At 55.5% G+C, this 13,042-nt stretch carries 12 protein-coding genes; 8 read left to right on the forward strand and 4 right to left on the reverse strand.

What is annotated here, in order from left to right; all coding sequences use genetic code 11:
- Positions 1-38 precede the first annotated feature (38 nt).
- From gsiB to gsiD, 3 genes are read left to right on the forward strand one after another with little or no spacing between them, the layout of a single operon-like run.
- Positions 39-1,574: a glutathione ABC transporter substrate-binding protein GsiB gene (gsiB, locus tag AC790_RS04130; RefSeq protein ID WP_049850984.1), complete on the forward strand. Its 1,536-nt coding sequence runs from the start codon at positions 39-41 to the stop codon at positions 1,572-1,574.
- 49 nt (positions 1,575-1,623) lie between these two features.
- The gene (gene gsiC / locus AC790_RS04135) at positions 1,624-2,544 is read left to right on the forward strand and encodes a glutathione ABC transporter permease GsiC (protein ID WP_007887711.1); all 921 of its coding nucleotides are present in this window, start codon (positions 1,624-1,626) and stop codon (positions 2,542-2,544) included.
- Between the two features lie 10 nt (positions 2,545-2,554).
- Positions 2,555-3,460, forward strand: a complete 906-nt coding sequence (gsiD, locus tag AC790_RS04140) for a glutathione ABC transporter permease GsiD (protein WP_049850985.1) — start codon at positions 2,555-2,557, stop codon at positions 3,458-3,460.
- 135 nt (positions 3,461-3,595) lie between these two features.
- Here the strand turns inward: gsiD and AC790_RS04145 are convergent, their stop codons facing one another.
- Positions 3,596-5,257 (reverse strand): methyl-accepting chemotaxis protein, encoded by a 1,662-nt coding sequence (locus tag AC790_RS04145; RefSeq protein WP_049850986.1) that lies wholly within the window; start codon positions 5,255-5,257, stop codon positions 3,596-3,598.
- A 115-nt stretch (positions 5,258-5,372) separates the two neighbouring features.
- Here AC790_RS04145 and AC790_RS04150 point away from each other — a divergent pair, with 115 nt between their 5' ends.
- The gene (locus AC790_RS04150) at positions 5,373-5,822 is read left to right on the forward strand and encodes a DUF4385 domain-containing protein (RefSeq protein WP_049850987.1); all 450 of its coding nucleotides are present in this window, start codon (positions 5,373-5,375) and stop codon (positions 5,820-5,822) included.
- Here AC790_RS04150 and rimO read toward each other — a convergent pair.
- Entirely contained in the window at positions 5,819-7,144 is a 1,326-nt protein-coding gene (rimO, locus tag AC790_RS04155; protein ID WP_049850988.1) for a 30S ribosomal protein S12 methylthiotransferase RimO, read from the reverse strand. The genes AC790_RS04150 and rimO overlap by 4 nt on opposite strands.
- A gap of 329 nt (positions 7,145-7,473) precedes the next feature.
- Between rimO and AC790_RS04160 the strand changes: the two genes are divergently transcribed.
- The 3 genes from AC790_RS04160 to AC790_RS04170 all read left to right on the forward strand — a co-directional run bounded on the left by AC790_RS04160 (position 7,474) and on the right by AC790_RS04170 (position 10,122).
- A complete protein-coding gene (locus tag AC790_RS04160; RefSeq protein WP_007887698.1) occupies positions 7,474-8,109 on the forward strand; it encodes a carbonic anhydrase in 636 nt (211 codons plus the stop codon).
- 118 nt (positions 8,110-8,227) lie between these two features.
- Complete coding sequence (locus AC790_RS04165; RefSeq protein ID WP_049850989.1) at positions 8,228-8,884, forward strand: DUF3313 domain-containing protein; 657 nt, start codon at positions 8,228-8,230, stop codon at positions 8,882-8,884.
- Positions 8,885-8,988: 104 nt separating this feature from the next.
- Positions 8,989-10,122, forward strand: coding sequence for a PQQ-dependent sugar dehydrogenase (locus tag AC790_RS04170; RefSeq protein ID WP_049850990.1), 1,134 nt, complete (start codon positions 8,989-8,991; stop codon positions 10,120-10,122).
- Position 10,123: 1 nt separating this feature from the next.
- On the opposite strand, the gene AC790_RS04175 is transcribed toward AC790_RS04170, so the two are convergent.
- Complete coding sequence (locus AC790_RS04175) at positions 10,124-10,780, reverse strand: HAD family phosphatase (protein WP_049850991.1); 657 nt, start codon at positions 10,778-10,780, stop codon at positions 10,124-10,126.
- Between the two features lie 276 nt (positions 10,781-11,056).
- Here AC790_RS04175 and AC790_RS04180 point away from each other — a divergent pair, with 276 nt between their 5' ends.
- Complete coding sequence (locus tag AC790_RS04180; RefSeq protein ID WP_049850992.1) at positions 11,057-12,262, forward strand: serine hydrolase; 1,206 nt, start codon at positions 11,057-11,059, stop codon at positions 12,260-12,262.
- Positions 12,263-12,329: 67 nt separating this feature from the next.
- Here AC790_RS04180 and ybjG read toward each other — a convergent pair whose 3' ends face one another.
- Positions 12,330-12,935: an undecaprenyl-diphosphate phosphatase gene (ybjG, locus tag AC790_RS04185; protein ID WP_049850993.1), complete on the reverse strand. Its 606-nt coding sequence runs from the start codon at positions 12,933-12,935 to the stop codon at positions 12,330-12,332.
- Positions 12,936-13,042 lie beyond the last annotated feature (107 nt).

A 13,042-nucleotide genomic window follows, 5' to 3' on the forward strand; every position in this document is an offset into this window, starting at 1 on the left:
ATGTCGCGCATGACAGGGATTACAGGAGAACGATAACGATGCACCATATTATGCGAAAAGGGGTTATCACTGCCGGTTTGTTGAGTTCGGCGCTGGCGCTGCCCGCGTGGGCGGCGAAAGATGCGGTGATTGCGGTGGCCTCAACCTTTACCACGCTCGATCCTTACGATGCCAACGACACGCTGTCGCAGGCGGTGGCGAAGTCTTTCTATCAGGGCTTATTCGGCTTTGATAAAGACATGAAGCTGACCAACGTGCTGGCGGAAAGCTATCAGGCGAGCAGCGATGGCCTGACGTACACCATCAAGCTGCGTTCCGGTGTGAAATTCCAGGATGGCACCGATTTCAATGCCGACGCGGTGAAAGTTAACCTCGATCGCGCCAGCAATCCGGACAACCATCTCAAGCGCTATAACCTGTTCAAATACATTGCCACCACTGAAGTGGTTGACCCAACCACGGTGAAGATCACCCTGAAGCAGCCGTTCTCGGCCTTCATCAATAACCTGGCGCACCCGGCGGCGGTAATGATTTCGCCAACCGCGCTGAAGAAATATGGCAAGGATATCGGCTTCCATCCGGTCGGAACCGGCCCGTTTGCCTTTGATACCTGGAATCAGACCGACTTCGTGAAAGTGAAGAAGTGGGAGGGCTACTGGAAAAAAGGTTATCCGAAGCTGGATAGCATTACCTGGCGTCCGGTGGTGGATAACAACACCCGCGCGGCGATGCTGCAAACCGGTGAAGCAAGCTTTGCCTTCCCGGTGCCGTTCGAGCAGGCCAAACTGCTGCAAGGTAACAGCAAGCTCGATGTGGTGACCACGCCGTCGATCATGCAGCGCTACATCAGCCTCAACGTCACGCAAAAGCCGTTTGATAATCCGAAGGTGCGTGAAGCACTGGAGTACGCGATTAACCGTCAGGCGCTGGCAAAAGTGGCGTTTGCGGGTTATGCCACGCCAGCAACCGGCATCGTGCCGCCGACCATCGATTTTGCGCAGAGCTATCCGGCGATTAAATACGATCCGGCTAAAGCGCGTGAATTGCTGAAAGAAGCGGGCTTCCCGAACGGTTTCGAAACCACCTTGTGGTCATCGCATAACCACAGCACCGCGCAGAAAGTACTGCAGTTTACCCAGCAGCAGCTGGCGCAGGTGGGCGTGAAGGTCAAAGTGACGGCGATGGATGCCGGTCAGCGCGCGGCTGAAGTGGAGAGCAAAGGGCAGAAAGAGAGCGGTGTGCGTATGTTCTATACCGGCTGGTCGGCGTCAACCGGTGAAGCCGATTGGGCGCTGACGCCGCTGTTCGCTACCACGTCCTGGCCGCCAGCGATCTTTAACACCGCCTTCTACAGCAATCCGCAGGTGGATAAAGATCTCGGCGATGCGCTGAAAACCACCGATCGCGACCAGAAAGCCAAACTGTATAAAGACGCACAGGATCGCATCTGGAACGATCATCCGTGGATCCCGCTGGTGGTCGAGCAACTGCTGTCTGCCAACAATAAAAACCTCAGCGGTTTTTATGTCATGCCCGATACCTCATTCAATTTTGATGAGGCGGATCTGAAGTAACAGACGCGGCCAGCCTTGCGGGGCTGGCCGATGCTGCGCAGGACTTCGCATGCTCAACTATTTTCTCAAACGATTACTGGGATTGATTCCCACGCTGCTGATTGTCGCGGTGCTGGTGTTCCTGTTTGTTCACCTGCTGCCGGGCGATCCGGCGCGCCTGATTGCTGGCCCGGAAGCGGATGCCTCGGTAGTGGCGCTGGTGCGTCAGGATCTCGGCCTCGATCAGCCGCTGATCAAGCAGTTCTGGCACTTCATGCTCAATGCAGTGCAGGGCGATTTCGGTCATTCGCTGGTCTCGAAGCGTCCAGTGATTGATGAAATTGCCGCGCGCTTTTTCCCTACGCTATGGCTCACGCTGAGCAGCATGGTGTGGGCAGTTATTTTCGGCATGGCGATTGGTATCACCTCGGCGGTATGGCGCAATCGCTGGCCGGATCGTATCGGCATGACGCTGGCGGTGTCGGGGATTTCGTTCCCGGCTTTCGCGCTCGGCATGCTGCTGATGCAGGTGTTTTCGGTGCAGCTGGGTTGGTTGCCTACCGTCGGAGCCGATAGCTGGAAACACTACATTTTGCCGTCAATCACGCTGGGTGCCGCGGTGGCGGCGGTGATGGCGCGCTTCACCCGCGCCTCATTCGTGGAGGTGATGCAGGAAGATTACATGCGCACCGCCCGCGCCAAAGGGGTACGCGAATCACTGGTGGTGGTGAAACACGGCCTGCGTAACGCGATGATTCCGGTGGTGACCATGATGGGCCTGCAGTTTGGTTTCCTGCTGGGCGGCTCGATTGTGGTGGAAGTGGTGTTCAACTGGCCAGGCTTAGGCCGCTTGCTGGTGGATTCGGTTGAGATGCGCGATTACCCGGTGATTCAGGCCGAAGTGTTGCTGTTCTCGCTGGAGTTCATCCTGATTAACCTGATTGTCGATGTGCTGTACGCGGCAATCAACCCGGCAATTCGCTACAAGTAAGGAGTCGCAATTGAAGAACTGGCGACGTGCCGCGGCATTAAAGACCATGCCGACCATCACGGAAAACCGGGTACGCACGCCGTGGCGCGAATTCTGGCGGCGTTTTCGCCGTCAGCATGTGGCGCTGCTGGCCGGACTGTTTGTGCTGCTGCTGATTGTGGTGGCGTTTATCGCGCCGATGATGGCGCCGTTTGATGCGGAAAACTTTTTCGATTACGACCGGCTGAATGAAGGGCCGTCATTAATGCACTGGTTTGGCGTCGATTCGCTGGGACGCGATATCTTCAGCCGTGTGCTGGTGGGGACGCGCATCTCGCTGATTGCCGGTTTCTTCTCGGTGGCGATTGGCGCGCTAATTGGCACGGTGTTAGGTTTGCTGGCCGGTTACTACGAAGGCTGGTGGGATCGCATCACCATGCGTATCTGCGATGTGCTGTTCGCCTTTCCCGGCATTCTACTGGCGATAGCGGTGGTGGCGATCATGGGCAGCGGCATGAGCAATGTGATTGTCGCGGTGGCGATTTTCAGTATTCCTGCTTTTGCCCGTTTGGTGCGCGGCAACACGCTGGTACTGAAGCACCAAACCTATATTGAATCGGCGCGCAGCATTGGGGCGTCGGACTGGACCATTATCATGCGACACATTCTACCCGGCACGGTGTCGTCGATTGTGGTCTATTTCACCATGCGCATCGGCACATCAATTATCACTGCGGCGAGCTTGTCGTTTCTGGGGTTGGGCGCGCAGCCGCCAACGCCAGAGTGGGGCGCGATGTTGAATGAGGCGCGCGCCGATATGGTCATTGCGCCGCACGTGGCGATTTTCCCCAGCCTGGCGATTTTCCTTACCGTGCTGGCGTTTAATCTGCTGGGTGATGGCTTGCGCGATGCGCTTGATCCGAAATTGAAGACCTGATGGAAAACCCGGTGCGCATAAATGCGCACCCTACAAAATCGTAGGGTCGCCATTCATGGCGACCGTTTCAATCACCGCACGCCTTCGGCCGCTCATTGATGGCGACTGGTGCGAACGGCACACCGATTTATAGCCTCAGAACGTTTCCCAGTGGTCATTACTGTGCGCGGCAACAGGCTGTGCGCGGGTGGACGCTATCGCCGGCTTCACCATTTTCGCCACCGGCACGATCGCCTGGCGGGTGCCGGTTTTAAAACGCGCCACCGCTGAAGAGAGGCTGCTTGCCTGCTGTTCCAGCGATGCTGAAGCGTTAGCGGATTCCTGCACAAGCGTGGCGTTCTGCTGCGTCACGCGATCCATCTCGTTCACCGCCTGACCAATTTGATCGATGCCGCGGCTCTGCTCATCTGAGGCCGAAGCGATCTCGCCCATGATATCGGTGACGCGGGTCACCGCGCTGACGATCTCCTGCATGGTGTCGCCAGCGCTGCTTACCTGCTGCGAGCCGACGTTCACGCGTTGCACTGAATTCTCAATCAGCAGTTTGATCTCTTTAGCGGCCTGGGCGCTACGCTGTGCCAGGTTGCGTACTTCACCTGCCACCACGGCAAAGCCGCGGCCCTGTTCACCAGCGCGCGCGGCTTCGACCGCCGCGTTGAGCGCAAGGATGTTGGTCTGGAACGCAATGCCATCAATTACGCTGGTGATGTCGGCGATTTTTTTCGAACTGTCGGCGATGTCGCGCATGGTTTTCACCACGCCATCCACCACGTTGCCACCTTTATCCGCGGTTTCGGAGGCGGTTTTCGCCAGCTGCGTGGCCTGACGCGCGTTATCGGCATTCTGTTTCACCGTCGCGGTTAACTCTTCCATGCTTGCCGCCGTCTCTTCCAGCGAAGCCGCTTGTTGCTCGGTACGCGAGGAGAGATCGTTATTGCCGGTGGCAATTTCGCTGGCGCTGCCGAATATGGCATCCGCACTATCACGCACATTGTTGATGGTGCTGAGCAGCGACTGCTGCATATGATTGAGGCTGGCGGCAATCAAGGCCATTTCGCTACGGCCCTCGACCTGCAGGCTGGCGGAGAGATCGCCGTCGGCGAAGCGCTCCATCTGCTGCTGCACCTGTTTCATCGGGGCGAGCAGAATACGGCGTACCAGCATCCACACGGCAACCAGCATCAGCACGACAACTACCGCCATCACGGCTACCATTACCAGCATCTGCTGATAGGTGCTGTCGTTCTGCGCACTGCGTTCCGCCAGCAGCTGGACGTTCTGCTCGCGCCACTGTTTGTAAGCCGCTTCAAGATCGTCCTGCGCCTGTTGTGCATCCAGGTTGCCATACGCAGCGTAATCATTGGCTTTGAGGAATGCCGCCGACTGCTGCAGCAATTCGGTGAAGGCGATGAATTTCGCATCAACCACGCTGGCTGAGTCAGCGCTTTGTCCCGGCAGACGCGGCATGCTTTGGTAGAGATCGTAATGCTGCTTTGCTTCATCAAGGGACGCGTTAGCGCTAATCAGCAGTTTATTGATGGCTGCAAGTGACGCGTCATCGGTCTGCTTTTTCAGAATGCGAATCGCGACGCGGTTAATGATAACGCGGGTTTTCACCAGCGTTTGCCAGCCGTCGGCTAGTTCACGCTGCTGATGCGATAGCTGATTGCTGGTGGTGAAATTATGCTGACCGGTAATCAGTGATGACAAGAACAGCGATCCTGAAATCGCCTGCATCACGGTGAATACCACCAAAATCATCATGATGGCGGTCACAATTCTCATTCGTTTAAACATAGGGGCATCTCTGAGGAAGTAGGCTTATATCTACGTTATCGGTGCAAAAACACATCGCTTAAGTGCCAGCAGGAAATAATTACGTCACGGGATGATGAGAGGGTGATAAAACCAGATGAAAGCGTTTAATTATGAGCAGGATTTCAAGCACATTGATTTTCGTCGGCAGCCAGAGTTATATCAGGTTGGACGTGGCGAACAGGGCGTGCTGATGGTCGAACCTTACAAAAGTGAGATTTTGCCACACTGGCGCTTTCGCACCGTAGAGCTGGCGCAGCAATCTTCGCAGCAGATTATGCAGCTGTTTGAGGAGTATCGCGCGCAGGATGATTTTGTTGGTATGGATATGGCGCGGAAATACATTCAGATGGGCTATACGCGCGCGCGGCGCTACAGCAATCATCAGGGTGGGCGTAAATATGACGCGGCGGGCAACGAACTGCCGCGTACCACAGAAAAAGAGAAGGCCGCTGCGGCGGCCGTTTTCAAAGCGTGCTGGGATAAACTGCGCGCCGATACTGACTATCTGGCGCGCAAACGGGCGCACCAGCAGAAGTATGGTTAAACGCGCGTGCCCCACAGATCGTATTCGTCGGCGTGCTCGACTTTGACGCGAACCACGTCGCCGACTTTTAACTGACGATCGCCATTCAGATAGACCGCGCCGTCGATTTCCGGGGCATCAGCCATGCTGCGGCCCACCGCGCCTTCCTCGTCCACTTCATCAATCAGCACCAGCACTTCGCGGCCGATTTTCTCCTGCAGACGTTCGCTGGAGATCTTCTGCTGCAGCTGCATGAAGCGATCGAAACGATCCTGCTTCACATCGTCCGGCACCTGATCCGGCAGCTGGTTAGCGGTTGCGCCTTCCACCGGGCTGTACTGGAAGCAGCCAACGCGATCGAGGCGCGCTTCCTGCAGGAAGTCGAGCAGCATCTGGAAATCTTCTTCGGTTTCACCCGGGAAGCCAACAATAAAGGTTGAGCGCAGCGTCAGCTCCGGGCAGATTTCACGCCAGCGCTTAATGCGCTCCAGCGTACGCTCCACCGCGCCAGGACGCTTCATCAGCTTAAGGATGCGCGGGCTGGCGTGCTGCAGTGGAATATCGAGGTACGGCAGAATCTTACCTTCCGCCATCAGCGGGATGACATCATCCACGTGCGGATACGGATAAACATAGTGCAGGCGCACCCAGACGCCGAGTTTAGCCAGCTGCTCGCACAGGCTAACCATGCTGGTTTTCACCGGCGATCCGTTCCAGAAACCGGTGCGGTGTTTTACATCCACGCCATAGGCGGAAGTGTCCTGCGAGATCACCAGCAGCTCTTTGACGCCGGCTTCGACCAGACGTTTGGCTTCGTCGAGCACCGAACCAATTGGGCGGCTATCAAGATCGCCACGCATCGAAGGAATGATGCAGAAGGTACAGCGATGGTTGCAGCCTTCGGAAATTTTCAGGTAGGCGTAATGGCGCGGCGTCAGTTTGACACCCTGCTCTGGCACCAGGCTGAGGAACGGGTTGTGTTCCGGCTTTGGCACGTAGGTGTGCACGTGTGACAACACCTGCTCGTAGCTGTGCGGGCCAGTGATCTCCAGTACCTTCGGATGCACTTCGCGGATCTGATCCACTTTGGCACCGAGGCAGCCGGTGACGATCACTTTGCCGTTCTCGTTCAGCGCTTCACCAATCGCTTCCAGGGATTCCTGTACGGCGCTATCAATAAATCCACAGGTGTTAACGATGACGATCTCCGCATCATCGTAGCGTGGCACCACGTCATAGCCTTCAGTACGCAGCTCCGTCAGGATGCGTTCAGAGTCGACGAGGTTTTTCGGACAGCCGAGGGAGACGAACCCCACGCGTGGTGGATTTTTGACATGGCTCATAAGGATAAAAATTCATCATAATTAGTGTGGATAGGGGGGCGATTGTACAGAGGTTGCAGAGGAAAATGTATAGGCTGTGTAAGAATCTCCTTTTAGGGCCGCCAATCTGTTGTGATTATGCTTAACTCATTTGGCGGTGCGTTTAATTCGTTGTGGCGCACCCTCTACGCGCCCGGCTGCATAGGGTCATCCGAGTTGTGTAAGCGGGCGTGTTTTGCTTAAATGTTGGGTCGGTGAAGGTAAGTTATTATCTGCACTGAAAATTTCAAATCGCACTGATGGTGAATCCTCACTGCCAGGGCAGAAGTGGATAATGTGAGAGCAAACAAATGCAAGAGATCGTCAAAGGTTTTCTGAATTTTCAACAGAATGTGTTCCCGGAAAGGAAGGATCTTTTCAAAAGTTTGGCATCCAACCAAAATCCCAAAGCCCTGTTTATCTCCTGCTCAGACAGCCGTCTGGTGCCAGAGCTGGTGACGCAGTCAGAGCCTGGCCAGCTGTTCGTGATCCGTAACGCCGGTAACATTGTGCCGCCGTTTGGACCCGAGCCAGGTGGTGTGTCAGCGACCATTGAGTACGCGGTCGTCGCGCTGGGTGTGACCGAAATTATTATTTGCGGCCACTCCAACTGCGGTGCCATGAACGCCATTGCATCGAATGCCGATCTTGAAACCATGCCGGCGGTCGATCACTGGTTGCACTATGCCAACGCCGCTAAAGCGGTGGTGGAAGAGCGCAACTACGATAGCGTGGAGAAACGTCTCAATGAGATGGTGAAAGAGAACGTGATTGCGCAGCTGCACAATATCAAAACACACCCTTCCGTGGCGGTGGCGCTGCGTAAAGGCAAAGTTCGCCTGCACGGGTGGGTTTATGATATTGAGAGCGGCGGAATAATCGCTCTGACGAAAGGCGGTGAATCATTCATTTCACTGTCGGAAAATCCGGAAACCTGCTTCGAGTAATTCCGCCTAACCACCTGCAATGCCGGTGGTTTTTCCTCGCATTTCGCGAAAATTTCCCCCCACGCGCATTACCAGCCTCTACACTTGAGAAGCAATTACCTCTGATAAGGGCTCTCTCATGCGATTTTCCCTTTCTGTTCCCGTCTTAACGCTGGCGCTGCTGGCGGCGGGCTGTACTTCTCATGTTGCCGACAAACAACAATATTCGGGCTTTCTTGGCGATTATAGTCAGTTACAACCGGAGAAATCACCGAGCGGCAAACCGACGCTACGCTGGGTATCTCCCGATTATCGCGATGCGGATTATCGCGGCGTGGTCTATACGCCAGTGGTCTATTATCCGGTGCCACATCCTAATGCACGTGTCAGTCAGCAAACACTGGACGAGGTGCGGAGCTATACCGATAGCCAGCTGAAACGCGCAATCTCTGAGCGCAAACCGCTAGTAACACAAAAAGGTCCACAAACGTTGGTGGTGAAAACAGCCATTACTGCGGTGTCGGCCGAAAACAAAGGCATGCAATTCTATGAAGTTGTACCGGTCGCTGCGGTAGTCGCCAGCACCATGGCGGCCACCGGACATCGCACGCAAGAAAGTGCCTTGTTCCTCGAAGTGGAAGCGGTTGATGGACAGACCGGTAAGCCGCTGATCAAAGTGGTGCGTAAAGCCTTTGGCAAGCCGTTGCCAAATAGCAGCACGCCAATCACGCTTAACGATCTCCGTCCGGCGATTGATGAGATGGTGCGCGATGTAGTGGCGTTTTCCACACCGTAACGTCGAGCCCGGCCTTGCGCCGGGCTTAATGTTTTGTAAATCCGTCCCATCCTTTGTTACGCGCTGACTACCCTTAACGGCAGACCGTGATAAAGGAGAATGCCATGCGATTACTGCCCGCCGCGCTTCTGTTTGGCGCCTTAAGCTGTTCCTCCCCGCTGCTCGCTGCCGATGTGCAGGTGCAGGTTTTGCAAGACAAGCTCGATCATCCGTGGTCGGTCGCATTTCTGCCCGACAATCAAACGCTGTTAATTACTGAACGATCCGGTCAGCTGCGCAGTTGGCAGCCGGGCAAAGGCTTGTCACAGCCGATTGGCGGCGTGCCGAAAGTGTGGGCCAATCGCCAGGGTGGCTTGCTGGACGTAGTGTTGGCGCCTGATTTCGCCCAAAGCCGTCGCGTGTGGCTGAGTTATACCACCGCCGATGCCAGTGGACGCGCTGGCGGCGTGGTGGGTTATGGGCGACTCAGTGACGATAATCGTCAATTGAGCGATTTTAAGGTGGTGCTGGAGCAAATGCCGAAGCTCTCGGGTGGCGCGAATATCGGCACGCGACTGGCGTTTGATCGTCAGGGTTTTCTCTATATCGCCTTCGGCGATAACTTCGTCAGCAGCAGTGCACAGCAGCTGGATAAACTTTCCGGTAAAATCGTGCGCCTGACCCAGGACGGCGCAATTCCCGCGGATAATCCGTTCGTTGACCGTAAAGGGGCTCGTGCTGAAATCTGGTCCTATGGCATGCGCAATCCGCAAGGTCTGGCGCTCAATCCGTGGACGCAGCAAATGTGGGAAAGCGAACACGGTCCACGCGGCGGCGATGAGGTGAATATCCCGCAAAAGGGCAAAAACTATGGCTGGCCGCTGGCCACTCACGGCATTGATTACAGCGGTGAAAAGGTGCCGGAAGCCAAGGGCAGCGCCGTGGACGGCACGGAACAGCCGCTGCATTACTGGAAAGTCTCTCCTGCCATTAGCGGCATGGCGTTTTACAACAGCGCACGTTTCCCGCAGTGGAAAAACTCGCTGTTTATCGGCGCGCTGAAGGAGAAGAACCTCATTCGTTTACAGGTTAACGGCGAAAAAGTGGTGGAAGAGCAGCGGTTACTGGACGATCGTGGCGAGCGCATTCGCGATGTGCGCCAGGGACCGGATGGTTATCTGTATGTATTGACCGATGAGGCCAATGGCAAGCTGCTGAAAGTGGGGCTGGCAGCTGACGCCAGCACCCCGCGCGGTTAACTCAACGTACCCAGTTACACACTTCCCAACCGCGCTGCTGCGCCTCTTGTAGCAGCAGCGGGTTGGGGTTCACTACCCAGGCATGATCGGCATGCGTCAGCAGCGGCAAATCGTTCATGGAATCACTGTAAGCCCAGGTGCGTTCAAAGCGCTGCTCCTGCTGTAAGGCTTTCCAGTCACTGAGGCGCGTCACTTTGCCTTCGCGATAGGTCATGGTGCCGTAGGTTTGGCCGCTGTAGCGTTCATCCACCACTTCCACGCCAATCGCCAACGCACCGTGTACGCCAAGACGTTCGGCAATCGGCACGGCTAAATGGTCGCCGCTGGCGGTAATGATCATCACCGTATCGCCGCGTTGCTGATGCCACTCGATGCGCGCGCGCGCAGCAGGAAAGACGCGCGGCATGATGTCGCGATGGATAAAGCGGCGTACCCAGCCTTCGACGGTCATGGTTGCCATGCCAGCTAACGGTGCCAGCGTGGTGTTCATATACTCTTCAATTGATAACGTACCGGTGTGATACTGATCCATCAGGATTTTCTCCTGCTGAATGATCTCTTCGGGGGCAAATCCCTGTGAAACCAGCCAGCGTAGCCACAGGCTGGTGCTGTCTTCACAAATCAGGGTTTCATCCAGATCGAAAATGGCTAAGTCCATCGCGGCTCTCCTCAGGCTGACTGAGATTCAGGTTAGCGGAAATTTGTGACTGGCTTAACCGTTCTGCGAAAAATCGGAATTACACGCAATTTTTCTTTGCGGTCAGCCGCGCAAAAGTGGCAGCGCAGGGCGGTTGGTGCCAGGGTTACTCTAATAAACTCTATAAAACTTTACGATTGAACGGTTTTTTTCGCTGGCATGAACCGTTAGCGTTGGGCGAGACACGTCTTGCCTGCAAGAAAACCAAGATTTAACAAGGACAATCTGGTCACGCTCATGAGAAAAAACACCTTCGCTTCTGTCTGGCGGCCGCTGGCTGCTTCTTCACTATTACTGCTTTTTATTCCCGTCACCACGCAGGCTGAGCAGGCACCTGCAGCACCGCAAATTGATGCCAAAGCCTGGATCTTAATGGATTACAACAGCGGAAAAGTGCTGGCGGAATCCAATGCCGATCAGCGTCTCGATCCGGCAAGCCTGACCAAAATGATGACCAGCTATGTGGTCGGCCAGGCGTTGAAATCGGGCAAAATTACCAATGACGATATGGTGACCATCGGTCAGGATGCCTGGGCTACCGGCAATCCAAAACTGCGCGGTTCATCGCTAATGTTCCTTAAACCCGGCGACCGCATTCCGGTATCAGAACTGAATAAAGGCGTGGTGATTCAGTCCGGCAACGATGCGTGCATTGCGCTGGCCGATTATGTGGCGGGCAGTCAGGATTCGTTTATCGGCTTGATGAATAACTACGTCAAAGCCTTTGGTCTGCAAAATACTCACTTTATGACGGTGCACGGTCTGGATGCCGAAGGGCAGTACAGCACCGCGCGCGACATGGCGATTATCGGTCAACGTCTGATTAGCGATGTGCCGGAAGAGTACGCGCTTAACAGTGAAAAAGAGTTCACCTTCAACAAGATCAAGCAGATGAACCGCAACCGCCTACTTTGGAGCAGCAATCTGAAGGTGGATGGCATTAAAACAGGCCATACCTCTGGCGCGGGTAACAATCTGGTGGCATCGGCCACCGAAGGCGATATGCGTCTGATTTCGGTAGTGCTCGGTGCGGCGACCGATGCAACGCGCTTCCGCGAGAGCGAGAAGTTGCTGACGTGGGGTTTCCGCTTCTATGAAACGGTCACGCCGATTAAAGCTGACAAGCCGTTTGCCCAGCAGCGCGTGTGGTTTGGCGATCGCAGCCAGGTCAATCTTGGCGTGGCCAAAGACGCGGCGATTACCGTGCCGAAAGGGCAGATGAAAAATCTCAAGGCCAGCTTTACCCTGAACTCACCGCAGCTGGAAGCGCCGCTGGAGAAAAATCAGGTGGTCGGCACCATCGACTTCCAGCTGGATGGCAAAACCATTGAACAACGTCCGCTGGTGGCGATGGAAGCCGTGCCGGAAGGCGGCTTTGTTGGCCGGATCTGGGATTTCGTGATGATGAAATTCCACGGCTGGTTCGGGAAGTGGTTTAGTTAATTAGACGGTGCGCAGCCCTGCGCACCTGATGAATTTGTTGGGTCGCCACTCATGGCGACCTCATCGCTCACTCGCGAATCCAACCCTTCTTAATCGGCATAGCGAACAGCGCGCGATACACCTGATGGGTGAACGCCAGCATCCGCTGACCATAAAGCTGCCATGCCATGTGTGATGCCAGGCAACCCAGCATGCCGACCAAAAATCCGCCCAGCATATCCAACGGCCAGTGCACGCCAAGGTAGACGCGTGACCAGGCAATGGCGCTACCGACGACGAGCAACAGTACGCCAGACCACATGCGGTGCCAGAAGATAAACGCCAGCGCAAAGGTGAAAATGGTGGTGCCGTGATCGCTCGGATAAGAGTCGTCTGGCGCATGCGACAGGAACTGATGGCCGAAACCGATGGCGAAAGGGCGTGGATGCGGCAGCAACTGACCCACGCACCATGAAATGCTCAATGCATACAGCAGCGCCATGCCGGTTTTTAGCACCAGTTCGCGCTGTGATTGCACCTGATCGCGCGGTCCCCACAACCAGAGCGCGACAATCAGCAGCGGCACAATGGCAATCACATCTTTGGCGATAAACGTCGCCAGACCGATCAGCCATTGCGGTGAATCCTGCGTGGCGTTGATCCATAAAAAAAGCGTGTGGTTAAGTGCTTCCATCACGATTGCGTATCCTCGACTTGTTTACCCAAACAACACCAGCGTAAAAATTGCCAGCAAAATAAAGCTGATAGCCTAAAAGCGCGCGCATCAGGAATAAATAGTCG

The sequence above is a fragment of the Pantoea sp. RIT-PI-b genome, from assembly GCF_001187905.1.
GTDB classification, from domain to species: domain Bacteria; phylum Pseudomonadota; class Gammaproteobacteria; order Enterobacterales; family Enterobacteriaceae; genus Pantoea; species Pantoea nemavictus.

Excerpts from the sequence above, each read along its gene's own strand:
- AC790_RS04160 (WP_007887698.1), top strand. The coding sequence starts at position 7,474 with ATGCAAGAGATCGTCAAAGGTTTTCTGAATTTTCAACAGAATGTGTTC.
- AC790_RS04175 (WP_049850991.1), bottom strand. The coding sequence starts at position 10,780 with ATGGACTTAGCCATTTTCGATCTGGATGAAACCCTGATTTGTGAAGAC.
- gsiB (WP_049850984.1), top strand. The coding sequence starts at position 39 with ATGCACCATATTATGCGAAAAGGGGTTATCACTGCCGGTTTGTTGAGT.
- AC790_RS04165 (WP_049850989.1), top strand. The coding sequence starts at position 8,228 with ATGCGATTTTCCCTTTCTGTTCCCGTCTTAACGCTGGCGCTGCTGGCG.
- rimO (WP_049850988.1), bottom strand. The coding sequence starts at position 7,144 with ATGAGCCATGTCAAAAATCCACCACGCGTGGGGTTCGTCTCCCTCGGC.
- AC790_RS04145 (WP_049850986.1), bottom strand. The coding sequence starts at position 5,257 with ATGTTTAAACGAATGAGAATTGTGACCGCCATCATGATGATTTTGGTG.
- ybjG (WP_049850993.1), bottom strand. The coding sequence starts at position 12,935 with ATGGAAGCACTTAACCACACGCTTTTTTTATGGATCAACGCCACGCAG.
- AC790_RS04170 (WP_049850990.1), top strand. The coding sequence starts at position 8,989 with ATGCGATTACTGCCCGCCGCGCTTCTGTTTGGCGCCTTAAGCTGTTCC.
- gsiC (WP_007887711.1), top strand. The coding sequence starts at position 1,624 with ATGCTCAACTATTTTCTCAAACGATTACTGGGATTGATTCCCACGCTG.
- AC790_RS04180 (WP_049850992.1), top strand. The coding sequence starts at position 11,057 with ATGAGAAAAAACACCTTCGCTTCTGTCTGGCGGCCGCTGGCTGCTTCT.
- AC790_RS04150 (WP_049850987.1), top strand. The coding sequence starts at position 5,373 with ATGAAAGCGTTTAATTATGAGCAGGATTTCAAGCACATTGATTTTCGT.